This window comes from Nostoc sp. C052 (assembly GCF_013393905.1).
Taxonomy (GTDB): Bacteria; Cyanobacteriota; Cyanobacteriia; order Cyanobacteriales; family Nostocaceae; genus Nostoc.
Genome location: NZ_CP040277.1, coordinates 163,790 through 188,738, shown reverse-complemented (window position 1 = coordinate 188,738; position 24,949 = coordinate 163,790). Strand labels below are relative to the sequence as shown.

General features: G+C 40.6%; 21 protein-coding genes and 1 pseudogene. 7 read left to right on the top strand and 15 right to left on the bottom strand.

Features of this window, described 5'->3' with window-relative positions; translation table 11 throughout:
• Positions 1–23: 23 nt before the first annotated feature.
• From FD723_RS39605 to FD723_RS39555, 11 genes are all read right to left on the bottom strand, one after another.
• Entirely contained in the window at positions 24–863 is an 840-nt protein-coding gene (locus tag FD723_RS39605; RefSeq protein WP_256875425.1) for a formyltransferase family protein, read from the bottom strand.
• A gap of 100 nt (positions 864–963) precedes the next feature.
• On the bottom strand, positions 964–2,238 hold the full coding sequence (locus FD723_RS39600) for a glycosyltransferase (RefSeq protein ID WP_179070603.1): 1,275 nt from the start codon (positions 2,236–2,238) through the stop codon (positions 964–966).
• A 144-nt stretch (positions 2,239–2,382) separates the two neighbouring features.
• Positions 2,383–3,525 carry an acyl-CoA/acyl-ACP dehydrogenase gene (locus tag FD723_RS39595; RefSeq protein ID WP_179070602.1) on the bottom strand — a complete coding sequence of 381 codons (1,143 nt, stop codon included), beginning with the start codon at positions 3,523–3,525 and terminating at the stop codon, positions 2,383–2,385.
• A 50-nt stretch (positions 3,526–3,575) separates the two neighbouring features.
• Complete coding sequence (locus FD723_RS39590) at positions 3,576–4,766, bottom strand: GNAT family N-acetyltransferase (protein ID WP_179070601.1); 1,191 nt, start codon at positions 4,764–4,766, stop codon at positions 3,576–3,578.
• A 123-nt stretch (positions 4,767–4,889) separates the two neighbouring features.
• Positions 4,890–5,387 (bottom strand): SRPBCC family protein, encoded by a 498-nt coding sequence (locus tag FD723_RS39585; RefSeq protein WP_179070600.1) that lies wholly within the window; start codon positions 5,385–5,387, stop codon positions 4,890–4,892.
• Positions 5,388–5,401: 14 nt separating this feature from the next.
• A complete protein-coding gene (locus FD723_RS39580; protein ID WP_179070599.1) occupies positions 5,402–6,721 on the bottom strand; it encodes an aspartate aminotransferase family protein in 1,320 nt (439 codons plus the stop codon).
• A 22-nt stretch (positions 6,722–6,743) separates the two neighbouring features.
• Positions 6,744–7,556 carry a fatty acid desaturase gene (locus FD723_RS39575; RefSeq protein ID WP_179070658.1) on the bottom strand — a complete coding sequence of 271 codons (813 nt, stop codon included), beginning with the start codon at positions 7,554–7,556 and terminating at the stop codon, positions 6,744–6,746.
• Positions 7,557–7,681: 125 nt separating this feature from the next.
• Positions 7,682–8,749, bottom strand: coding sequence for an SDR family oxidoreductase (locus FD723_RS39570; protein ID WP_179070598.1), 1,068 nt, complete (start codon positions 8,747–8,749; stop codon positions 7,682–7,684).
• A 49-nt stretch (positions 8,750–8,798) separates the two neighbouring features.
• Positions 8,799–9,968 (bottom strand): nitric oxide synthase oxygenase, encoded by a 1,170-nt coding sequence (locus FD723_RS39565; protein WP_179070597.1) that lies wholly within the window; start codon positions 9,966–9,968, stop codon positions 8,799–8,801.
• Between the two features lie 6 nt (positions 9,969–9,974).
• Positions 9,975–11,045, bottom strand: a complete 1,071-nt coding sequence (locus FD723_RS39560; protein WP_179070596.1) for an SDR family oxidoreductase — start codon at positions 11,043–11,045, stop codon at positions 9,975–9,977.
• Positions 11,046–11,121: 76 nt separating this feature from the next.
• Complete coding sequence (locus FD723_RS39555; protein ID WP_179070595.1) at positions 11,122–11,310, bottom strand: hypothetical protein; 189 nt, start codon at positions 11,308–11,310, stop codon at positions 11,122–11,124.
• Positions 11,311–11,859: 549 nt separating this feature from the next.
• On the opposite strand from FD723_RS39555, the pseudogene FD723_RS39550 reads away from it, so the two are divergent.
• From FD723_RS39550 to FD723_RS39530, 5 genes and pseudogenes are all read left to right on the top strand, one after another.
• Positions 11,860–12,118: pseudogene (locus FD723_RS39550) on the top strand (cell division protein FtsH); the annotation flags it as partial.
• A 122-nt stretch (positions 12,119–12,240) separates the two neighbouring features.
• Positions 12,241–13,179: a hypothetical protein gene (locus FD723_RS39545; protein WP_179070594.1), complete on the top strand. Its 939-nt coding sequence runs from the start codon at positions 12,241–12,243 to the stop codon at positions 13,177–13,179.
• A 747-nt stretch (positions 13,180–13,926) separates the two neighbouring features.
• Positions 13,927–14,406: a hypothetical protein gene (locus FD723_RS39540; protein WP_179070593.1), complete on the top strand. Its 480-nt coding sequence runs from the start codon at positions 13,927–13,929 to the stop codon at positions 14,404–14,406.
• Positions 14,407–14,686: 280 nt separating this feature from the next.
• A complete protein-coding gene (locus FD723_RS39535; protein ID WP_179070592.1) occupies positions 14,687–15,172 on the top strand; it encodes a DUF2808 domain-containing protein in 486 nt (161 codons plus the stop codon).
• 107 nt (positions 15,173–15,279) lie between these two features.
• Positions 15,280–15,765: a DUF2808 domain-containing protein gene (locus FD723_RS39530; protein ID WP_179070591.1), complete on the top strand. Its 486-nt coding sequence runs from the start codon at positions 15,280–15,282 to the stop codon at positions 15,763–15,765.
• A gap of 338 nt (positions 15,766–16,103) precedes the next feature.
• On the opposite strand, the gene FD723_RS39525 is transcribed toward FD723_RS39530, so the two are convergent.
• Together FD723_RS39525 and FD723_RS39520 are read right to left on the bottom strand one after the other, a co-directional pair.
• Positions 16,104–17,432 (bottom strand): hypothetical protein, encoded by a 1,329-nt coding sequence (locus FD723_RS39525; RefSeq protein ID WP_179070590.1) that lies wholly within the window; start codon positions 17,430–17,432, stop codon positions 16,104–16,106.
• A gap of 28 nt (positions 17,433–17,460) precedes the next feature.
• A complete protein-coding gene (locus FD723_RS39520) occupies positions 17,461–18,555 on the bottom strand; it encodes a cysteine synthase family protein (protein WP_179070589.1) in 1,095 nt (364 codons plus the stop codon).
• An 824-nt stretch (positions 18,556–19,379) separates the two neighbouring features.
• On the opposite strand from FD723_RS39520, the gene rppA reads away from it, so the two are divergent.
• Positions 19,380–20,132 (top strand): two-component system response regulator RppA, encoded by a 753-nt coding sequence (gene rppA, locus FD723_RS39515; protein ID WP_179070588.1) that lies wholly within the window; start codon positions 19,380–19,382, stop codon positions 20,130–20,132.
• Positions 20,119–21,519 carry a two-component system sensor histidine kinase RppB gene (gene rppB / locus FD723_RS39510; RefSeq protein ID WP_179070587.1) on the top strand — a complete coding sequence of 467 codons (1,401 nt, stop codon included), beginning with the start codon at positions 20,119–20,121 and terminating at the stop codon, positions 21,517–21,519. Before rppA ends, rppB begins: the two co-directional genes overlap by 14 nt.
• Before the next feature lie 140 nt (positions 21,520–21,659).
• On the opposite strand, the gene FD723_RS39505 is transcribed toward rppB, so the two are convergent.
• Positions 21,660–23,771 (bottom strand): heavy metal translocating P-type ATPase, encoded by a 2,112-nt coding sequence (locus FD723_RS39505; RefSeq protein ID WP_179070586.1) that lies wholly within the window; start codon positions 23,769–23,771, stop codon positions 21,660–21,662.
• Positions 23,772–24,097: 326 nt separating this feature from the next.
• Positions 24,098–24,547: a pyridoxamine 5'-phosphate oxidase family protein gene (locus FD723_RS39500; RefSeq protein WP_179070585.1), complete on the bottom strand. Its 450-nt coding sequence runs from the start codon at positions 24,545–24,547 to the stop codon at positions 24,098–24,100.
• Positions 24,548–24,949 lie beyond the last annotated feature (402 nt).

The window sequence follows — 24,949 nt, the reverse complement described above, 5'->3', positions numbered from 1 at the left end:
TATTTTTCTGTTGAAGCTCAAGTTTACTCGAAGAAATCACTTATAAATTCTTGAAAACTAACTAGAGCAAAACCCTGGTTTTGGACACTTTTAATATCATTTTGGGTGGGAAATGAAAAGTATGAACCACCTAGCATTTGAGGAGTTCGTTTTAAATAAAAGTAATCGAAATTATTGATGACACTAGTTAATAAGTCAATACCTTGATTATTAACTAATTTATCTAAAGTCAAAACACTGTATTTAGTATTGTCAACTTCCAATTTTCCTTGGGCAAGTATTGCTCCTGAATCAATAGAAATATCTACAATTTCATGAATTGTTATACCAAATTTTCTATCATTTTTCAAAGCAGAGTATAAAACTGGGAATAAGCCTTTACATTCAGGCAGAAGTGCTGCGTGTACGTTAATAACTGCTTTTTTGGGTATTTGGATGATTTGCTCTTTGATAATTTGGTCGAAGAAATATATCACGATTAAATCAAGATTGGCTTGCTTTAATTCAGCAATAATATCTTTACCATTTATATTTGATGTTTTAACGTGACGAATTTGATACTTATGGCAGATTTCAGATATTGTAAAGTGCTTTCTTTTACGACCAGTGATAGATGAAGCTAATTGAGATAGATAGATAAGCCAAAAATAAAAAATAAAGTTGTAAGTTAAATAAATAACGAAATCAAAACCTGATCTGCGATAGTTAGTAATAATTTGCTGAAGTAAATTACCATGTTTACTACTATATCTATCAGTGGTGACTACAATTGCTATTTTGTCATGATGTTCTTCAATAAAGCTGATTATAGCTTCACTTGAGGAATAGCATTCTATATTAAACAGAGCAATTCTTTGCATCATTAACTCCTAATTATGCACCAAAAAATTGTTAGAAACACCAGTCCAGTAAAAGTTATTAACAAACAAAATTCACAGTATGAAATTTAGCGATCGCTAAATTTCATACCGTTGTCAAAACAGGCTTTTCCTTAGATATGGCAAGTTCCACAATGTCAGCTGCTCGTCTAACTCCACCTGCGCGTTGAATTGCTGCTTGTAACCTAGATGCACTGTTTTTGTAGGAGTCTTGGTTTAGCACTTCTTGTATGGCAATTCGCAGCCTAGTAACGCTTAGTTTAGTTAAGGGTACTGTTACTCCTGCTCCTGTCCAAGCCAGACGAGCCGCTGTACCTGGCTGATCGCTGGTAATGGGAATAGCAACCATTGGCACCCCATTGTTTAACGACTCAAGAACAGTATTCAATCCTGCGTGAGTAATGGTGAGGCTGGCTTGCTTGAGCAGTTCCATTTGAGGTGCATATTTAACAACCAAAGGTTTTCCCGGTAGTTCTTTGAAAGAATCCAGATTACCACCACCAAGAGAAATCACCAATTGCACATCTAATCCATCACAAGCCTGAGCAATACTTTGGAAAACATCCATTAAGCGATTTTGTATGGTTCCCATCGACGCGTAAATCAGAGGTTGTCCAGTTAGCTTTTCCCAGGGGAAAGGCACAGCTTCTCGACTAGCTGAGTCATGGTAAGGACCTGTGAAATGGAAGCATTGGGGTAAATGCTGTCTTGGAAAATCGAATTCAGCAGGTATCTGGCTCAATTGCGCTAATTTAGAGTAGGAAACGTTAACGTCATAGCATGGGGGCAAATTCCAGCTTCGGCGATACTCATTTATCAGCTTTTCAATTGGTTGAGCGATGCGATTAAGCAGAGAGTAAGCGGTTTGATTCCGCAGATGCGCCCATCGTGCAGGGTTATAGCTCCAAGATGTCACAAAAGGGGGAACGCCGTCTTCTTGATTGAGCGGCAAAGCACTGCACACTGTAATGAAGGGAATATCTAAAAATTCCGCAATACTCCCTCCTTCTAATGTCATTTGATTTACCAGCAATGCTTCTACGCCAGCTTCCTTGAGTGCTTTTGGAGCATCACGAAGTACCATCGCAGCTTCTTGTTGTATTAAATTGAGGTTATATCGCAGTGCGGCAAAGCCGCTCAATTTCCCAAGTTGTGCTAGTGATTGTGCTGCGATCCCCAAAGGAAATTCAGTTTCTCCTATTCTCCAGAAATCCAATCCAGCTGCCAGTGTTTTGGATTGGACATCTGCAATTCCAAACAGGGTTACGCGATGTCCGCGTCGTTGCAGTTCGCGTCCCAAAGGTAGCATTGTGTTGAGGTGACCAGTTTTTGCGGGACAGAGAATGCCAAAATGAGTCATAACTTCAGCCTTTTTTTGTAATATGACAACAGAGGATTAACTTAGGCGGTTTCTGAGAAAAAATTTACTAATTCAAGCGAGGCATCCCATTTACTCATAGGAAGTTTAGCCAACATCTCGGTAATTTTTTTCCTGACAATCACCTTATTGAATGAGCAAAGTTTCTCCTGCTAAGTATTTATCTAAACCCGGTGAGATACTCAGGCGTGAAGGAGGGTGAAATGCTAGTGGACGGGAAGCAGTAAATAGGTAAGCAACTTCGGGTGAACTGATAAATGCCATCCCCCCTAATAACTCCACAGCATGAGCAGTAACACGTTCTATAGCACCTTGCACTGCATAACGCACAAACAGCGCCCGTGCTAGTTGATCGCTACCTTGGTTGCTGTCGCTGACTATCATTGACTGGGCTAGCCCTTCTAATGCAGCCATCGCTCCCTCAACTTCAATAGCTAAAATTGTTCGCTCAGAAGGCGTGCCTTTTCCAGCTGCTATGGTTCGTTCTACTAAAGCACTAGCGATACCCAGGTAAGATGCAGAAATTAGCATTTCAAACCAAAGAAAGCCCCTTGTTTGGATATAATCTAAATTTTCGGCATTGCCTGTATAGGAAATAAGCTGTTCTGGAACTTTGACATCGTGAAGAATAATTTCGTCGCTTTCTGCACCAGCCAGCACTGAATTTGTCCAGAAGGGACGACGTTCAATTCCTGAAGCATTTGTTGTCGGAATAATAACGACTGCTAATTTGCTATTGTCTCCCGATTCGCTGGGAATAGAAACACTTGCAGTGAGAAGATCCATTGATACAGATAAGCTGCAAGGCTTTTTATTACCACTGACTGTTATACCATCAGCTGTTCGTTTTACCTGCATATTGGGAGTAAGAATGCCTGTACCTGTCCGTCCTTCCGCAAAGCCAGAAGCTACGTAGAGATTTTGTTTGGCAATTGCCTCAAGTAACATCCACTCCAAGCCAGTTCCCGAACCTTGGGCGATCATCTCAACGATGGTTGCAACTGAAAAATGATGCATCGTCGTAGCGATCGCTAGCGAAGGCGCACGGCTAGCGATCGCTCTTTGAATCCGAACAGCTTCCACAGGAGTTGCTCCCAAACCCTTATATTTAGTTGGAATTAATAAACCAGGGCCACCAAGTTCACGAAATATTTTTATGGCTGGATTTTGTGGCTTTTCCATTTCCAATAGAGGAATTTGTGCCAGTTTTTCATCAAGGTCTGGCAAAAACTTTGTCAGGATTGTTCGTTCTGGTTTGAGAAAATTCACCTGTAAAACTCCTATTTACTGTGAAATATTTATTAGAGGCAGAAAGGGGACTACTGTTTATAAATGTTGTATGGCGGAATCAATTTCGGGTTGGGAAACAGAATATGGAAACTCTTACGAATAATCCAATTAAGTAGATATCCCGTACCTTTTATATACATATAGAGTGGCGTTTGATAAGAACCTAGTCTAGCTTTGAATGTGTCTGCTGTTTGACCAAAGTCAATTTTTGGTACATTCTGTTGTAACGCTTTATCTAGAGCAGCATACATTAAGTTGAAATACAGGTCTGACTTGGCATTTAGACTATAATCTAAACCGCAAAATAGATAATGAATACTTGATTGCGTACAAAGAGAACAATTGAATGCCACTATCTTGTCATCTTGATAAACAAGAGTAAAAAGTAATTCTCCGGGGAAATTGATTGCTAATTCTCGGAAGAAACTTATAGGCAGATTTTCCAATTGGTTTTCCGATTTTTGTACAACTGCTTCATATAGTTGATGTATTTCTGGAGTATAGATTTGTAAAATCTTTTCTGTATCTTTTAACTGAACAATGCGAAGACCAGCTTTTTCAAATTTGCGTTTTGACCTTTTAATATCATTGCGATAGTGGGACTTTAAAGCAGCACAGTATTCGGAAAAATTACCAAACTTTGCCTTAAAGCTATGCATAGGGAGACTTTCAGCTTTGAGATAATCAAGCTTTAGCAGTGTATCTAATTGATTGCATTCTTCAGAGTTAAATTCTTTGTAAATAGTCAGCTTGGTTTTTTCTTTAGCTGCAATACTATTCATAATACCACCAAGCAATTTGATAATCAACTGCTGATTAGCATTTTTCTCAAAAATTAAATGGTTCTTACCAATAGAAATAGGTAAACCACAAAAAAGAACATTTAAATATAAAAACGACGGCAGTAATTGTCTGACATGAGTAATAAATTCTTTAATACCTTTACTGGCAACAACTCCTAAGTCAGTTTTAAATGTAGATAGACTAGTACAAGCGCACGGGTTGCCATTTTGGTCATAAAAAATTACATACCAGAATTTGCTAAAGTCCATCATAGTTTTTTCAATTGTCACTAAGAATCTAATATCCATATAAGTATTAGAATAACTTGTTTGACAAACTTGCTTCCAATCATATAAATCTACGTCAAGAATTGAGTTGTACAGTTTATAAGAGTAAGTACTCTCACTTTTAATTAAGCAGTCAAGAGCTTTGGGCATTTGTTTGTAATATCTCCACAACAGAAATATATTTCAAGCTAAACCAGAACAATTTTTCGTTTTGATAGTTACAGAACCAATCTGCAACTATCAAAACAAGGTGATGATTTCTATTTATTCAACTTATGCAACTGCAAGCTTGTCAGGTGCTTGTGTTTCTAATGAAGAAACTTTAACTGGTAAAAATTCCACTTCTTCACCAAATAAACCCCTAATAATTGCTGTGATATTTTCCTGGAGTGCTTGTATGGCAATGGGGTCAAGAATTTGACTTAAAGAGGGAATACCCATGTCAAACTCAGCTAAAAACAATATTAAGCAACCATCTTTTTGATTTTGAGCTTTCCACTGTCCGCAGAAGTGTTCTACATCACCTTCAATCTGATTGAAGCTAATTGTATAATTTGAGGCATCAAATAAATCTTCTTCTATCCAAGACATCACACCGCCACGAAAGTCAACTTCCCAAGTAGAAACAGTCCGTCCGTCAGATAGTACTTGGCTGGTGATGCTATGTACAGCTTGACTGTTCTTTGCGTATGAATCAAAGTCGCAGAGAATTGGATAGATTTCTTCGGCACTGCGATGGTGAATTTTAGCAACAATTTCTAAGTATTGCATGAATAAAATCTCCTTTATGAATTAACAACGTTTAAAGATGGGTTACGTTTTGCAAGAGCGATCGCACTGTCTGAAATTGCAGTTAGCAGCCAATCAATATCTGACTCATCCAGAGTTGCTGGTGGTGTCAATCTGACAACGCAGTGAGCATTAAGTGAATAGGAAACCAGCACATTTCTGTGCATGAGTTCAAACATGAAGTCACCAGCCAAATAATCAGCTTCAAACTCAATGCCAATCAACAGCCCAATACCGCGAACTTCTCGAACTAGATGAGGACACATTTCGCCAACAATTTTCTGCACTTCAACAAATAATTTTTCACCTAGTTCTTTGGCTCTGGGTACGATATTCTCATTTTTAATAACATTAATTGCTGCTTGTGCGGCAACTGTAGCTAGAGGATTACCTGCAAAAGTTGATGTGTGCAATAAAGGATCTTGATTGAGCCTTTCATAAGCTTGGGCAGAAGCAACAGCAGCGCTGACAGGTATAACTCCTCCACTTAAAGCCTTCCCCACCAGCAGAACATCAGGAACTACCTGTTCTCTGTCTGCTCCCCACCAGGTTCCCAACCGTGCGAGTCCCGTTTGAATTTCATCCAAAATCAAAAATGCTCCATAGTGGCGGCAGAGTCTTTCTACATCTCGCAAGTAGCCTTCATAAGGAATGATCACACCGCCTTCTGCTTGGACAGGTTCTAAAATAACGCAGCATTCATGACCCTTATTAGAAAGTACATTTTCCAGGGCTTTTGGATCTGCAAAGGGGATAAATTCGACTTCTGGAAGCAGAGGCTGGAAAGGCAAGCGAAAGGCTGCACGACTGGTGACACTTAACGCTCCTAATGTCTTACCGTGGAAGCCCCCTTGCATTGCAATTAGCTTGCGTTTGCCAGATAGACGTGCTAGCTTGAGACCGGCTTCTGTCGCTTCCGCACCAGAGTTACCGAAATATACATAATCTAAACCCTTGGGGGTAACTGAGGCTAGAGTTTCCGCCGCCGAAGCTTGTTCGGCATTTAAAAGCGCACGAGTTGATAATGGATGACGCTCCAGTTGTGCTTTCACAGCCTCGATGACGGTGGGATGACAGTGACCGATAGTGAAGACACCATAACCACCACAAGCCAGATACTTTTGTCCGCGCTCATCAAAAACGTAGTTTCCAGAAGAACGAACTTCAACATGAGTACCCATCAATTCCGCCAGCTTGGCGAGTGACTTATTAACGTGTTGCTTTTGCCCTTGGATTACCAGCTGTCTAAACTTAGCTGCTTGATGTGAATCTGGGTATGTTTCTACACTTCCAAGTATTTGTTGGCTTTCTTTCATTTCACTTCAATTTCTAAATAGATTAATTAACTTGAAGATGTGGTTTAACTTGCGTTTTGTGGCTCTGATTTTGATGTTCTAGTAATGCCATTTCTACTAAAGGCATTGCCTTACCGTAGCGAAACCAAGGAATACCAGGCCAAAGATGATGGACAATATGATAGTTTTGATTCAACATCAATATCTGCAATAGTTGACCCTTAAATATGCGTGTGTTTTCCAAAGGATGCTGGGACTCTTGAGGAAAATGCACAGCCCATGCAACCGTCAGTTCAATTAATGCTCCAGCCACAAGCAGTGGGATAACCCATAACCAGAGAGCATCTTGCAGATGTCCTATCCAAGCCGCACCAATGACCACAGACAACTGCAACCCCACCGTTATTAGATGTTCAATTAATTGCGGACGTTTATTAGACCACAAACGGCGATTAATCATGAAAGAGTTGTCGTGTGTGAGACGCACCAATGTCCAGAGAGGTAACAACCAGCGCGGTTTTCTACCAATAACGTAGTCCGGGTCGTATTCTGGATGATTTGTAAACGCATGGTGCTGGGGGTGCAAGATACGGAACAAGGGGAACGTTGTACCCTCTAGAACTGCTGCAATGCGCCCAATCCAGTTGTTAACCGTGCGATTAGGATGCACTAAGCGGTGTACAGCTTCGTGATTAACTGTATACAGAGCATACAAACATAACAAGTTAATTGCTGCTGAGGCTTGAAGAGGCAAATATCCCAAAACATAGGCAATAATTGATGCTGAAAAGATGCTAATGGTAGCGAAAAATAGTAACAGGGTGAGATTACCAAAAGTGCTATTTGGTATTTGCATTAAAGAGTGGTCAATCTCACGCAACTTCTGATTCACTAACTTACTTTCCACGTATGCCTCACTAACTAAATGCACTGTAATGAGAGCAAGAGTTTTCTGCTCTTGCTCTTAGGAATTACAACTGTCTATGCAAACACTGGTGTCAGAGATTGACCTTGCAGATGCTGGCGAATTCGAGATTTATTTTTGTCGTTGACTTGTAAATAGTCATTCTGCAAAAACCATTCAATGGCATTAATTGCAGCTTGTTGAACACTGCTTTTAGGTTCAAACCCCAACTCATTTTTAGCTTTGCTGGTGTCGAGGTAATAGTAAAGGCTGGAGAACTTGACCATCGGTGCGGTATAAAGCGGATGCTGGTTGGTGATGTGGTCAGAAATAAATTCCAGAATTTGAGCTAGCTTTACAGCGCCTGCCTGAGGTAGTTTCAGTTTGGGGGCTGGAACTCCAGAAATTGCTTCTAAAGCCGAGAACAAATCGACGACAGAAAGATTTTCATGTCCTAACATATAGCGATCGCCTACTTTCCCTTTCTTAGCTGCTAGGATGTGACCATAAGCAACATCATCAACATCGATAAAGTTAGCACCGCCATCAATGTATCCTGGTATCCGACGGGCCAGAAAGTCTAGAATTAGCTTGCCAACGGGATTTGGCTTGATATCTCTTGCGCCTAACGGTGCAGAAGGCATCACAACAACAATTGGTAATCCTTGCGCTGCAAATCGATAAGCTTCAAACTCCGCAGAATATTTTGATTGCTCGTACTCCATCGACATATCCCACAAATTGAAATTGTGATTTTCTGTGGTGGGGGTGTCCTTTCCGTAACTACCAATTGTAGAGATGGTGCTGGTGTAAATTACTTTCTCTACATCCTGTTTCAGTGCAGCAGAAAAAACATTTTTTGATCCCTCAACATTAACCCAGTCAAACAGGTGGCGGTCTTTACGAGGAACCCAAAAAGCTACCATTGCAGCACCGTGATAAACAGAATTGCAGCCCTGCATTGCTCGTGCTACCGAATCATAATCAGTAATATCCCCGTAGGCAATTTCAATATCCAGCTTCTCCAAATTTCTCAGATCCGAACCCTTTCTGACTAATGCTTTGACTTGTTGACCATCTTCTTGAAGTTGACGAACAATCGCAGAGCCTACAAAACCTGTAGCACCAGTGACTAAAGCTTTCATGATTTATTCCTCCAATTATTGAGTTAGAAAAGTGAAAAAACTATTGTTCTTAGTGACCGAAAGGACAGCCAGACTTTTTGCTAGATGCAAACTGTTGCCAGGGATCTGGCTGCGAAAAGAAGTTGGGCTTTAGCTCAACATTTTCATAGTTGCGGTGGAAAACTGGAGTCGTCGAGCCGGATATGGGAGGTACAATCCATCCCCAGTCGGCGTAGGTAGTTCTTCCCGCAAGTGCTTCGCTCTTTTCAAATTGCACGAAGCGACGAGTTTCACTGTGGTGGTCAACCATAGTCACGCCAGCACGTCGGAACGAGTATAGAACCGCAACATTTAACTCAACTATGGCGCGGTCTCGCCATAAGGTATGGTCGTAGCGAGTATCTAGACCCATTCGCTTGGCCACAATGGGCAATAAATTGTAGCGGTTCTCGTCAGCAAAGTTGCGAGCAGCTACTTCTGTACCCATGTACCAGCCATTAAAGGGCGCGGCTGTGTACTGAACCCCGCCAATCTCCAACATCATGTTGCAAATTGCTGGTAAAGCGTGCCATTTGAGACCAAGTTCTGCAAACCAAGAGTAGTCAGGGTGCTGGATTGGCACTTCTAGCACTGCATCATGGGGTAACTCAAACAGCCTTGGACGCTGATTTGGCATTTGAATCACGATCGGCAGGATGTCAAAGGGAGTACCTTCGCTTCCTTTCCAGCCCATTCGCTGCACAAGCTCTGTAAACTCGACATACCTCGGGTCGCCCACAACCGAACCATCCGTTTGCCGATACCCTGCGTAGCGAACGATTTGCTCATTCCAAATACGGATTCCAGCTTGGCCTGGTTCTTGCGGTGCAAAGATGGTAGCAAGGGATTTGATGCGACCGCCGTTAGTGGATAACCGCAGATGTTCAACCATAGCCTCGAATACTTCTTCGGCTTGATTCAAGCTGCGGCGATCGCGAACTTCTAGTGAGTTCCAGTAGCTACGTCCCACGCATCGGGTGCTATTACGCCATGCCAATTTGGCTCCGTAAGCTAGTTCATCAAAGCTTTGCCAATAAGTTCCAGTTTGTTCTACCTCGCTTTCTATTTCCGCAAATCGATTTAAGTAGGATTCCTGAATTACTTGTTCTTCCTGCAACAATGCCAGAAAAGCTTTGGCATCAGATAAAATGGTGTTATATGTATTCAAACCGTGTTGCAAGGCTAGGTTGTTGATTAGCATACTATGTCAACATTCACATTTAGCAAGTTGGGCACGGTCTTTCTTAGCTTTTTTACCAGAGCAGACTTTTGTTTCATTAGCCCAGTATTCGAGGCTATGGGTTAAAGCCGTTTCCAAATTGGGCAGTGGTGCTATGCCAAAGCCAGTTTCCATCTCTTGTAATGAGGTGGGGAAAGGTTCCTCATTACACAAATAGGGCGCGACTTGAGCAAACCAGTCAAAACCTTTTTTGACGGATTTTGGTAACTCTGACATAAAGGCAGGACGGATCAGACGATCTACAATGTCAGGGCTGACCATGCGTGGTATGTTAATCTCTATACCTTGAGTTTTGCCAAATTCTGCAATTAAATCTGCTATTTGGCGTACTGTTAAAGCTTTATTTCCAGAGGTGATCCAATATTCGCTTGCTACGCAGTCATGCTCAAGTATTGCTGCAACGGCGTTAGCAACAACATCTTGAGGAATAAAATCTATATATGCGTGCGGTAGCATGGGCAGGATAGGCAAAAAACCTCTAAAAAGCGAACTTATGATGTTATAAATGCCCTGAAAACGTGCAATTTCACCTGATGTAGAATCGCCAATTACAATGGAGGGACGAATAATTGCGTGGGGCAGTCCACTCTCTCTAACTAACCGTTCTCCTTCTCGTTTTGAGATAGTGTATGTATGCTCTGAAGGCGCATCTTTGCGTTGGTGAGGACGGATAAAAGCTGTGCTGATATAGTAAAAGGGAACTTGTGCGATCGCTGCCAATTCCAGCATATTTTCCAAGCCGCGTACGTTTGTGCGATGAATCAATTCATCTGATTCACCAAAATCAGTTACCGCCGCTGAATGCACAATACAGTCAATGCACTTTGCTATATCTTTTAGCTGTGTCTGACTAAGACCAAGCTGAGGCAATGAAATGTCACAAGGAATGGTAGTGACACCTGAATTCGTGATTGGCTTCCTGTAGGTTAGACAAATAATCGAATGTGCATTCATTCGAGCTAATAAAGCTTGACCAACTACTCCTGATGCACCAGTCAGTAGGATTGTTTTCTTGTGAGAAAACGGATTTATGTACACTATTTTACCCCTTGAATACAAGTGAATATGCAGTTAACTGTTGTTCATCTCAATGGTGAAAAACACTAAATAATAGCTATTTAGACAAGTAGTTAACTACTTGTTTTCCTCGGTTTAAATTCACTGGCAAAGCAGGATTATTATTTGATAAGGATAGATTCTGGTTGATATCCTGCATCTGCTGCAACAGAAAATCTACTTCAGTCTCAAGCTGGCAAAACTTTAATTGTTGCTCCAATGGATATAAAAATCGTTTTGGCTCCATAAATGTGAAATAACAAGAATATGAGGAAGATTTTTTTGCTCTTTGTTACTCCAAAAACTATTGCAGATATTTTTTATTTCATCTTGTTTCACTTGCACTGCTCCTTTAAGATTTCTTGTTAATTCTCTACAGTACTTATAGGTGGTATTTCGGAAAAATATAGAAAATTTTTGCTCGCCTCCCTTTTTTAATTTTTTTTTACAAGTTGAATTGTTACCTTCTAGTTATTTATACGGTTCATCCCAAAAAATTATGCAAGCAGCTATAAGCTTTTACAAAACTTCATATCAAAAACACTTTTATCCAGCAATTTCATCTTGATTTCATCTTGATATGATATGTCAGTTTTACGCTACACCTATCCAACTTTAAAATAAGGTTTTGCAAAAAATTTCATCTTGATTTCATCTTTGTATGATATAGGAGTCTTACCTGCTATCTTTAAAGTGAAAGTTGGCAAAGTATTTCATCTTAATTTCATTTCCGTGTGAGAACTTGGTTATAGGGTTCTCTCTTTAGCTGTGGACGACAAACACAACATATATATATGCGGTAACGATGGCTAATTTTAATGAAGCGATTGAACGAATGAGTACGGGTTTGCAGCAAAAGTCCTACTTTCTCAACGAGATAGAGGAGAACCGTTGTTTACTATGAAGGAGGTCACGTCATTGTAGGAGCCTTAATGCCTGGGGCTGGCAAAGTGGAGAAAATTTCTATTGTTCCTTGTGGCGTAAGAGCTTTGGGTTATACCTTACAACTATCAGAAGGCAACTACTTCTTGATAGCAGAAGATGAAATTTGCGCTTGAATTGCCACGCTGCTTCTAGGACATTCTGCTGAGGAGGCTTTTATAAGATTTCTATAGGATCTGTCAAATATTTTTGTTCTGGTGTTTTTTCCAACTTACAGTTACTAATTCGAGAAAAAATGAAGGATTTTTTTACTGCACTTGCTATCACTTCAACTCTTGTTCTCACTCAAGCTTGCGCCTCACAAGTAAAATCTGGTGAGACACCAAACTCTAATGCTACGACTGTGAGTAATGCGAATCCTCATGCAGGTCACAAGATGGGTAATTCCCAGACACCAAAAGCTGAGAAAAATCCTCACAGTAGTCACAATATAGAGAATTCCCATGACGAACATTCTGGTTATTCCAAGTTAGAACCTGCGAACGCTACTGCAAAACTGACAGTTGCTGACAAAATCACTCTTAACACTCCTGTACCTATAGTGATTGAAGTGCAAGACAACAATGGTAAAGCAATTGCTAATTTTGATCAATTCCAAGAAAAATTAATGCATCTAATTGTTGTCAGTGATGACCTTCAATCTTTTAATCATATTCATCCTACATATAAAGGAAATGGACGCTTTGAAGTCCAAGCAAATTTTCCCCATCCAGGCAATTATAGTCTTTTCAGCGATTACAAAGTAGCAGGAAAAGCAGAACAAGTTTCGGTGTTAAAAGCAGAAGTTCCAGGTAACAGTCCAACTGCACCCAAGATTGATTTAGCTACTACAAAGACTTTTTATAATACTAAGGCTAATCTCAAGTTATCTCAACCCATAATCAAAACTGGACAAGAAGTTCACTTAATTTTCAACTTACAAGATGCAGCTAGCAACCAACCGCTGAAAGATTTAAAACCTTATTTAGGAGAAAGAGGACATTTAGTCATCCTTAAACAGTCATCGCCGTTAACGCAAGCAGACTATATTCATGCTCATGCTATGAAAAATACTCCAGCTGCTGAGGTTCATTTTATAACTAGTTTCCCGAAACCAGGAAAATATAAAATGTGGGGACAATTTAATCGAAATGAGAGAATTATTACTGCTGATTTTTGGGTAGACGTACAATAGTTATCTCAAATTTTATCCTAATGCTCACATACTAAGGTTTAATCGTCTAAATTTATGGTTCAATAGTCATTTTAGGCTTTTTAGTTGTGCCACTGTTGTATGGCTTAAAGCCTAAATTTGTATTATTAATTAAGTGAAAGTGTCTAATCAGATTTTTTAAAAAAATCTAACTTAATAAGCAAATAAACTGTAAAATTTCATCTTAATTTCATTTTATTCATCTATAATAAATATTAAGAACATGCTCCTCATGTTTCACAAACCTGATGGGCTTATAGTTGTACTATAAGCCTATTTTTTTATTGCATATGGCAGTAAAGCAATTTATTTCATATTAATTTTATCCGGAGTTTTTATAATAATATTTATACCAAATTGATACAGGTTGTATTCTTTAAAAAAGAGCAAAAATCACTGTAGCCAAAGCTTTGGTAAGTTTCTTCTCTACGAGACGCTTTGCTCAGAATGACAATCAAAGACAATTTGGTATTGTAACGCATGCAAGTATGCTGGAAGTTTACGTGCGTATTAGACCCAAAGGAGGTGGCACAGAAGAACGTTCCAGTTTTGGTGATACTACAGTGCGTGTAAAAGTTAACTTCTGCTTTGCAATCTTAAATTTCTTTTTTCAACTTGGTTATTTCATCTTAATTTCATAGTGACCTGTCAAACTGGTTTTGTAAAGGTTAATTCGCTGAGAATAAATCTGCAATCTAGTTTAGATAGTTTGTTAATTTAACAGTCAAGATGAAGAGAACATTGATTTATGCTGCTGTATGTAGTCTGGCTACCACAGCTTTTATTTCTCCTAACTATGCAAATGCGAAAATAGATAATAATAAGGTTGCTAGTATTGAAAATAATATCCAATCTACTCCTGCTGGTTGGCAATTCGTTAAATTGGCCTTCCAGTTACACGTTCCCAAAAAGGGTAAGGCTCTTTCGCACCTAATTATTGATGTTCCATCCACAGTAGCTGTAAGTAATGATATTGATGTCTTGGATGATAAAGGTCAAAAAATAAAAATTAATATTTCTTTAAATAGTAGAAGAATTATTATAGATTTTCCTGAACCAGTTACTTCTAACACTACTAATTTGCTAATAAATCTTAACAAAGTATATCAATCAACTCTTGGTTCTACTTCTATCTTTCATCTTTCGGTTAAAGTCATTGGTAGTGACGTAGAAATTCCTGTAGGTGTAGCTCAATCTTCCACACTTTAATTTATTCGTAGATTTTAACGATAATTGCTGAAATTTCATCTTGATTTCATTATGACTTGTCATGCTAGTAGATAGAGGTAGCATACCTCTTTTGCAAAAACACCGACGATTTGAACTTGATAAGGGTAAGCTAACTACCTACTTCTCCTGATTAACGGCTGTATCAAGGGGTAGTTAAATATGGCTTTGCCAAGTTTTGATCTATCTATTAAGAGCAGATTCACTCACAATGCATGAACTTGCACTTTAACTAACGTGTTTAATTATTTTGGAGATAAATATGAAGAGGTCATTGATTTACGCGATTGTATTAACTCTGAATAGCACAGCTATTATTGCTCCTAGCTATGCAAATGCTGGAACAGATGATGGTAGGGTTCCCCATATTGATGGAAATTCACAATTCCCTCCCACACGCTGGGGAATTTTTAGACATACTTTCCGTTTACACGTTCCCCAAAATAGCAAAGCTGTTACCCAACTACTTGTCAAAGTTCCAGACAATGTAACTATAAGTAAGAACATTCAGGATATCGATGTCGTGGATGAAAAGGGGCAGAAAATTAACACTAATGTATCTGTAAATGGTAAAACAATACTACTAGCTTTCGCCGAACCAATTGCTCCTAACACTAAGTTGGAGATTGACCTTAAAAAAATAAAAAGACGCAATCTTGGTAATGGTTCTGTCTACAGCTTCTCAGCTAGAGAGGTTGGCATTGATGCAGAAATTCCTATAGGTGTTGCTTGGTTTCGTACTTACTAATACAACCTTTTTTTACTGAAAAACTATGGGATTTCATTGAGATTTCATTTGTGAATGTCAAACTGATAATAGAAAGTAAATTGAACTAACTTTTAAGGATAATCAAAATGAAAAGTTTGATTTATGCTGTTGCATTCACACTGGCATTTACATCTTCAGTTGATGCTGTTTTTGCTAGCGGAAAACCAGGTGATTTTAGCGCTTCCCATTTGATGAAAAGTGCTGCCACTCCTAATCATACTTATGCCACAGATGCTACTCATAAATTTGAAGTTCATGTACAGGGTAAACCTCTGACAGGACTTACAATTAATTTGCCTGAAGGAGTGAAAATTGATAGAGGAATTGAGGTCAAAAATCAATCAGGACAAAAAATTCCCACGACAGTTTCTATGAATGGACAAAAAGCTACTGTAGCTTTTTCACAACCAATAGACCCTGAAACAAAGCTCTCAATTTTAATGAGAGGAGTCAATACTCCAATGTATGAATCAGGCTCTGGCGAAACTTGGCAGTATCAAGTCTATGCTAATAAAGTTGGATTCACGCAAGAAATCCCACTTGGTCTAGCTCTGGTTCAGACTTATCCTTGATTCGCTAGATAAAACTACTGTCTATAAATTTAGCCGCAGATGTCAAGCCAATAAATAACAACTTCAAGGAGTTATTTATTGAATAAATATTGGGATCAAAAAGCTAATTTATGTTAGTACAGTCTTTACCTTGGCAGATGTCTCTTTATCTCGGCTATCCTTGCAGTAAAACGCAATGCTAAAACTTCCATAGATAATACTGTCTAAATTGACCAAAGATAACTAAATGAAAATGAGTGTGATGCCTGCGGCGAGCGTAGCTATCGCGCTCATTTTCATCTTAGGATAACGCACCGTCTGTTATGGAAAGAAGAAGTACTGTTTGTCTTTTGACTCTCTTATTTACGTTGCAGTGCGAAAAAAAGTACTATAATTTCACTGACAGTACCCGCAAGCATTCCATACGCTGCTGAAGTCGCTCCGCTATGTCTAGTAAAAATCAGACTTCCACATACTATCAGAGTGAAAGCTGCGGCAACTAATGTTGCAAGATTAATGAACCAGTTCTTTGCTCGGTGAATCAGCAGCCCTTGAAACGTATTTTGCAGTGCTAGGAGCAGGGGAAAAAATGACAGTATTTGTACAACTGGACGAGCTGCTTGCACAAGAGATGGATTATTTCCCAAAAACTGGCCAAGTAATAACAATCCTTTGTCCGTAAACCCAAGAAAAATTGGTATTACAGTAAAGCCCAAACCGACAAGAACCACAAAAGCAACAAGTGTCCGCCTGGAAGTTTCTTCATAAGTAGAAATTACCACTTGTTGAATCATGCGTGTACCGTTAGCGATTGAAAGAAGTAGTCCCCAAGCAGCAGGCCACACAGCAAGTGCAAGACTACCATCGAATGAGCGAGCAATGAGACTTAAGAGTATTGCCCTTGCACCCCAAACAATAAGCATTGTTGAGGCTAAAGGAAGATAGTAAAATGTGACTCCTGGAAAAGTTTTAGGCAGTTTCTTAGTTTCAGAATTTACTTGCTGGTTGAGAATAGAAATAGCGCCAAGATGCAAACAAAACCATGTTACCAGTACTGCTTCAATAAGTATGCCTCCCATCATGGTGATACCTGCAAGAAATGCCCCGTTACTTCTAAGACTAACCCCCACTGCCAGCGCTACAATTACCCAAGTTAATCGTGCAACACCTGCCCATCCTACAGCTACGCTCTTTTGAGCGCGGATAAGCAGTCCCTGAAAGAATCGTCGCCAAGCAATAACGAAAGGCCACAGGAACATCAAAAGAAAAGCAGTTCTCCCTTGCGCTGCAATAAATGGGCTAACGCCAAATACCTCTAAAAGAAGCCAGTTATACAAAGGCTCCCAAGTAAGTAAAAGGAAGATACCACTGAGAGAAAGTCCCGCAATCACCGTAAATTGCCAAAGTGCGCGGCGAGATTTGACTTGCCCTCCAAGAGCGGTTGAGGCATGAAGAATCATGATAATGGGGCTTTCTAGAAATACGGCAACCCCTTTGACTACCCCAACTCCGGCTAATGTCTCTTGCGGAAAGGCCAAGCGACTGAGTGCAGCAGTCTGAAGTGGATCGCCGAGAGTCATTGCCACATCAGTTAAGGAAAGAGGTATGAACTGAGCAAGTAACATCAATAGCGATCGCTGGGAGGCTGTTTTATTAACTTCCTGTTCCTGCTGGGGTGAGGTGTTCATGAAATTTTTGAGCATTATTAATAAGCCACTAAAAATACACAGGAGTCAGTGAGGCGATCGCATTATCAAGATGCTCTCCTTGTTTGAGGGTAAATCCATAACGGTCAAGCCAATCAAAATCGTAGACTGTCTCAAGATATCTATCCCCTCCGTCTGGATTGATCATTAGAACCCGCGCACCAGCACCAAGAGAGCGCGCCAGATGCAAGCCACCAGCTACAATTGCCCCTGTTGATGCACCAAGAAGCAATCCTTCACGACGTGCGAGTGCATGACATACCGAGTAAGCAAGCGCCTCTGGTACCACGTAAGCGCGATTAAGCAGCGAAAGCTCCAGATTAGGTGGAAAGAACGATAATCCAACACCCGTCATCTTGTATGGTTTTGCTGGCGTTCCCATAATGACTGAACCCTCAACATCAACGCCAACAATGCGTATTTCTGGAAATCGCGGTAGAAGATAACGAGCGATTCCCATTATTTGTCCCGCAGTGCTAACACCAACCACGACAGCATCAAGATCGGAGGAAAAGTGAGCTTCAATCTCACGCGCAGTGTAGTGTGAGTGGGCCTCAGTATTTAGAGGATTCAAGTGTTGACATGGATACCAAGCATGAGGAATGGTTGCGGCAAGCTCACGCGCTCGTTTCATTCTTGCCTTCTGCATAGAGCCTGATTCGTCTGCTTCATGTAGCGGTACATCCACAAGTTCAGCACCGTATGCTTTCAGCATTCGTCTAAACGGTGGAGCAGTTTTTGCATCGACGACAATAATCACTCGATACCCTCGGACTGCTCCTACCATAGCAAGACCAACGCCGAAATTTCCTGAGCTTGACTCGATAATCGTACCACCAGGTACAAGAAGCCCTTCTTCCTCCGCACGGGTAACGAGGTAGACTGCATTTTTCTCCTTAATAGAACCTCCGGGATTGCAGCTCTCTAACTTCAAGAAACATTCTGAGACAACACATACAGGGGAAATATTTCTAAGTTTTACAATTGGTACATTTCCTATTGCCTGGGTAACATCAGCGGCAGTAATCTTTTTCCATTTACTATGATTGTTCCATTGACAGTTAGAAACGTTCTCGAATGATGAAGATTTTGCAAGCTGATTCATATTTACCATCCCAAAAATTCAAAAATTAGTAAGAATTATCATGGCTACATGAACTTGCTCATTTGATCGGGTTTTTATTTGCAATATCACTACTACATTGTTTGATTGACAATACGAATTGTAGTGACTATTGCTTGTATAGCTTATCACCACCTAAATCTGTTTCAATTTGACCAAAAGTAAATATCAATTAGGTCTAATCGATAACTACCTGAGCAAGCCTTTAAGTCATGTCCACAAAAATATTGATATCCCTTATGGAATCGACCTATTTTTTATCTTGGAGGAGAAATATGAAATCAAGATGAAATTTTTTATTTGGTCTTTAATATTTCCCAAAAATCAGTAGTGATATTTCCTTTTTGTCATATAAATAAATTTAGTCTTGTATAAAAATTTAACAAAAAAATTGTTATTAAATACCTATAAATCATTTACAAGTGACTATGATATGTCTTGCATAACATCTAAATAAAGTTAGAGTTAAAAGACTAAATTTATTTGTACATCAACTAATTAATGGCAACAAATTTCATAAATGCTGTCGAACTAGTTGAAATTTCATCTTGATTTCATATTTACGTGTCAAAATTATTATTGACTCAATAGATATCTTGCAAAACTTAGTTTCTATAACTCCTCAAACTAAGTTCACACCCTATTTTGGCAAGTTGGTCTACTGAGTCTTTTCTATTTAATTATGTATCGCTAAGATACTAGACTACTGTTAGGTTTTGTATAGCTTAATTCTAATTATTAAGAATTTCATCCTAATTTCATAAACTTCTGTCAACCTATTTATAGGGGTATTCCTGTTGCAAACTATGCTTACATCACAAGTTTACAATGAATCTTTAACTACTCAATTTGATATGAGGGTGCTGCTAGTCGAAGATGAGCCGGATTTAGGGGCTGCTATCAAGCGCACCTTAAATCAACAAAAGTACTTAGTTGATTGGGTAATGGATGGTAATGAAGCATGGGCTTACTTAGAAAATAGCTCGGCACAATATACAGTAGCAATTCTTGATTGGATGCTTCCAGGAATTACTGGTTTAGAATTGTGCAAAAGACTGCGTTACAAAGTAAATCCTCTTCCTATCCTGATGCTAACTGCTAGAGATAGAATGGAAGATAAAGTAGCCGGACTAGATGCTGGTGCTGACGATTACCTAGTAAAGCCCTTTAGCATGGTAGAACTACTGGCACGATTGCGGGCTTTGCAGCGTCGCTCTCCGCATTTCCAACCTCAACAATTGACTGTTGGTAACTTGACTCTAGATTATGGCAACAGCACAGTTGTAAGACAACATACTACGGGTGAACAGCAAAGGATTCCTTTAACTAATAAAGAGTTCCAACTGCTAGAGTATTTTATGAAGCATCCCAACCAAATTGTTACTACCGAACAAATTCGTAACCAGATTTGGGAAGTTAATGCGGAATCTAGTAGCAATGTAGTGGCGGCGCAAATACGTTTGTTACGTCGCAAACTCACCAATAGCGACTGTACTAACTCAATTGAAACTTTGCACGGTATGGGATATCGTCTTAATTTCACTAATGAATCACAATAAGCTGTTTCGGCTCACCCGTATTCGTTTGGCTCTATATTATGCCATTGTTATGGGTTTAATTTTAAGCCTATGTGCATTCGGTTTTTATCGAGCGGTGTTCCATGCCCATGTAGTGGCTTTAGACAGTGAAATCGAGTCTGTAGCGGGAACATTACACGACAGTATCGAACTAAAACTACAGTCACCTGGACGTTTGGAACCATTGGCACATCAGTTATTCCCAAATATAGATAAATGTGGAACTGGAGCTAGTAATTGTATTCAACAACAGCCACATTCTAAACGTCATCTACTTGGTATCGTTACTAAAACCAGCTATTATATACGTTTTTTTGATACTTCTGGAAAATTAATTGCTACTGCTGGTTATTATTCAGAAGGATTACCTGACGTTTTTAATCAAAAAACTTGGCAATTTCTCAAAGACAGCAAAGGCAAAGATTACCATCAAATTACTCTAGCACTGCATACCCAAAATTATCAAGATTGGGGATATATGCAAGTAGGACGAAGTCTACAAGAGTTTAATCATTACTTGGATAGTGTGAAATTAGTTTCGGTATTAGGGTTGTTAATTGCAATGATTATGATTGCTGGTGCTAGTTGGTGGCTATCAGGATTAGCTATGCAGCCAATTTATCAATCATATCGACAGATTCAACAGTTTACAGCAGATGCAGCACATGAATTACGAACGCCTTTAGCTGCAACAGGTGCAACGGTGGAATCGGCACTTTTAATGTCCCAAATAGATGAAGAAGAAACACGAGATATTTTGCAAACTATACAACGTCAAAATCAACGGCTAACTACTTTAGTTGTTGATTTATTAATGTTAGCACGTTTAGATAAACAGTCCCAAAAGTTACAACGTGAAAATTGTTGTATAAATGATATTGTTAGCGATTTAGTTGAGGAGTTTGAAGCGATGGCAAATGCCGCAGAGGTAAAGCTGACATCTTCAATACAAGTGCATCAACCTCTGAATATTATAGGTAATGCTGACCAGCTTTATCGCTTGTTTTCTAATTTAATTGTCAATGCAATTCAATACACACCCAGAGGAGGGGAGGTAACAGTTTTCTTAGATTGTAATGACTATAATGCTGTAATCAAAGTTCAAGATACAGGCATTGGTATCCCGAAACACGAACTGACTCGAATTTTTGATCGCTTTTATCGGGTGAATAGCGATCGCTCCCGTAGCACTGGCGGTTCTGGATTGGGATTAGCGATCGCGCAAGCAATTATTCAGTCACACCACGGCAGTATAGATGTGCAAAGTAACTTAGGTGAAGGTAGCACTTTCACTATTAAGCTACCTTTTAATATACCCCCACTTAAAACCGTTCGCTCTATTTACCCATTTAAAATGTTGTATCGTTAAAGATAGATGCTTACAAAAAACTTTTTAGTTCAGCTCTACCCTGATTATGGGTGTGAGTAGTTTTGAAGCAGTGAAATGGCTTCTGCATCTAGGAGGTAACTTATATTACTCCGTCTCGATTGAGATTTGTTCTGATGTACTCAATCATGCAAACGAATGCCACGTAACGACATTGCATTAAATGAAACAACAACTGTCGAAACGCTCATCAGTATGGCAGCTATTGCTGGTGTTAATAGAATGCCGAATGGGTAGCCAACTCCTGCCGCTAAGGGAATGGCAACAACGTTGTACCCAGCTGCCCATAACAAGTTCTGAGCCATTTTACTGTAGGTAGCTTTCGCAAGTTTAAGCGCGTAAGTTGCATCAAGCGGATCGCTTTTAACTAAGATTAGATCCGCAGATTCGATCGCAACATTGGTTCCGGCTCCGATCGCCAGTCCTAAATCTGACTCGGTTAAAGCAGGTGCATCATTGATGCCATCGCCCACAAAGGCGGTCGGCTTCTCAGCTTTGAGCCGATGAATTAGCGCAGCTTTATCCTGTGGTAAGACACGAGCATAGTAGCGATCGATCTGCAAATCCCCAGCAACGGCCTTGGCAACGGCTTCGGCATCGCCTGTAATCATTACCACCTGCACGTCCATTTTCTGTAATTTTACAACCGCTTCTCGTGCAGATGCCCGCACCTGATCTGCTAACCCGAATAGGGCGAGAACTTGCTTGTCGTCCATCAGGACGATTGCACTTTCACCACGAGATTCACGTTCTTGTAGTCCCTTTTGCAACGCTGGCGGAAACTGCAATTTCAACTCCTGAACCCATTCTGGTCTGCCAACCCGATAGCGCTGACCGTCTACTACGCCTTCAACGCCCTGACCGGGAACTGCTTTGAAGTCACTGGCTTTTGAAAGCTGAAGTTTGCGATGGCTGGCTTCTTCCACGATCGATTGTCCGAGGGGGTGTTCTGATAAAGATTCTAGGGAAGCAGAAATGCCCAAAGCTTTTAACTCATCTATACTATCTGTATAAATTCGTTGCACGCCAAAATGTCCTGTCGTCAATGTCCCTGTCTTATCAAATGCGATTGTTTTAATGCCTTTGGCTCGTTCAAACGCTTCTCGGTTTCTCACCAGGATGCCATTTTTAGCAGACATTGCAGTAGCATTGACCAGCACTAAGGGGACTGCTAACCCTAACGCATGAGGACAAGCAATCACTAATACAGTAACCGCACGACTAACGGCAAAGGCTAAATCATCTGGTTTAATAGATATCCAAACTACGAATGCTAGTGTAGCGATCCCGATCGCGATTAAAGTTAGCCAATAGGCAAGTCGATCGGCTAGTGATTGAAATTTACTTTTAGATGTCTGCGCTTCCTTAACCATACGCATAATCTGGCTCAGGGTTGTTTGATCTCCGGTGCGAGTGACCTTGACTGTCAAAGCACCTTCTCCATTGACCGCTCCGGCGATCGCTTCATCATTGGCTTTTTTAACCACTGGGCGCGACTCTCCCGTGAGAAAGGATTCATTGACATTGGAAGTACCCTCGACGATCTCACCATCGATCGGGACTTGTTCGCCAGGACGAATCAGAATTATATCGCCCTCAACTAATGCGCTTACTTGGACATCTTCGCTCCGCCCATTCGCCTGCTTGTGAGCGACAGAAGGCACTAACTTGGCAAGTTCTCCTAGCGCATTGCTAGCTCCCAGCACAGAAGCCATTTCCATCCAGTGACCGAGCAGCATGATATCGACTAAGGTTGCCAGTTCCCAGTAGAAAGAATCTCCCTTCAATCCGAAAGTCACTGCCACACTGTAGATAAACGCCACGGTGATGGCTAAAGCAACCAGAGTCATCATGCCAATTTTACTGCGGAGTTCGTAGTAGGCTCCCTTTAGAAAGACCCAACCACCATAGAAATAAACAATAGTTGAGAAAATGGGAATAACCCACTTCGCACCCGGAAATTGGATGGCTTGATAATTTAACCAAGTCTGAAATATTGGCGCAAAATAGAGAATGGGCAGCGTTAGCAAGAGGCAAATAAAGAAGCGTCGTTTGAAAATCTCTGGGCTGTGTCCAGCATGTTTATCGTGCCCCGCGTGTTGATTGCGTCCCCCTTGGTTGCCGTGTGGATCACTGTCATGCGGATTCTTTTTAACTTGCTTTCCGTGTTCATCGTGCCCAGCGTTTCCCGGCTTGGGCTGCGTTTGCTGATGATTATGGTGATCGTGGTTCACAAATGAATCCTCCTAGTTTGCTGCGATGTCTTGACTATCAGATTTTTATGATGATGAAACTAAGGCGAAATTTTCGAGAGTTAGTAAAGTTCTATGCCCCAAGACGCTTGGCAAGTCGGGCATATTGGTATGCTCACGCCATAAGATACAAATGGCAAGCGATACCTTTCCTGCGTAACGCTACGTGTAGCAAGATCCCCGTAGGGGTACGGTGAGCTTTCCTGTGGAACGCTGCGCGCTAAGCGAAGCCATGCCGCAGGCTTTACGCTAACGCAGAACTCAAATCAGCCTTCAGTCAGCATAATCTTGTCCAAAATCTTCGATTTTCACTGACTGCTGATGCCATCAGTGGTGCGTCCACTCATCTCACTGGGATGGATACGGTAGAGCGCCATAACCTCTGCACGACCCCAGGCATCAATCCAGGTGCGATTAATCGCGGGCGAAAGCGTTGGGTTTTGCGTTTTGACAAATTGCATCACGCGATCGATATCTTGCTGCTCTGTGATGTGTTCGGCTCGACCCGTCACAGTAACGCTGCGCCAATGCTGTAGGTTGTGGACATCTTCAACTTGCAAACAGACTTCTGGATTTACATCCATATACTTAGTCTTCATCCCCACCGTGGTGAAGATGTAAATATCTGGGTCGTCGAAATAATAATGCATAGGCACAACATAGGGATGTCCTTCAAGGGCACAACCTAAGTGCCCATGTCCTACCTTTTGCAAGAGATCATGGATCTCTTTTGTGCTCATTTCATCGATATCTAACATTACTGTTCTCCATCGCTGATTTCAGAATCATTGTTCGCCACTTAAACTCTCTGATACGAATGGCACTAAGAAAAGCCCAAAGACTTATGTAGCCTCGTTCCCAGCCTCAAAGCTGAAAACCAGTTGGGGCAAGGGGTGTATCTTAACTTAGTGCCATTCCTCTCTAATGCATAAAACCTTCCCCAATGCCAGAATGCGAGCGAGGGCGTTTGTATGCAACAGTTTTTACATACCCACTTTGACTGTAAAAAAACAATCTGAGGAACTTATGAGGAGATAAGAAAAGTTTGAGTTTTCGTCCAGGTATAAGCGAAGCACGAGTCCGTAAATGTCGCCCAAAAGCTTACTCCTTGATGACGAAACCCCAGCATGAATTACGCAAGCAATTGCAAACTGCTTAAG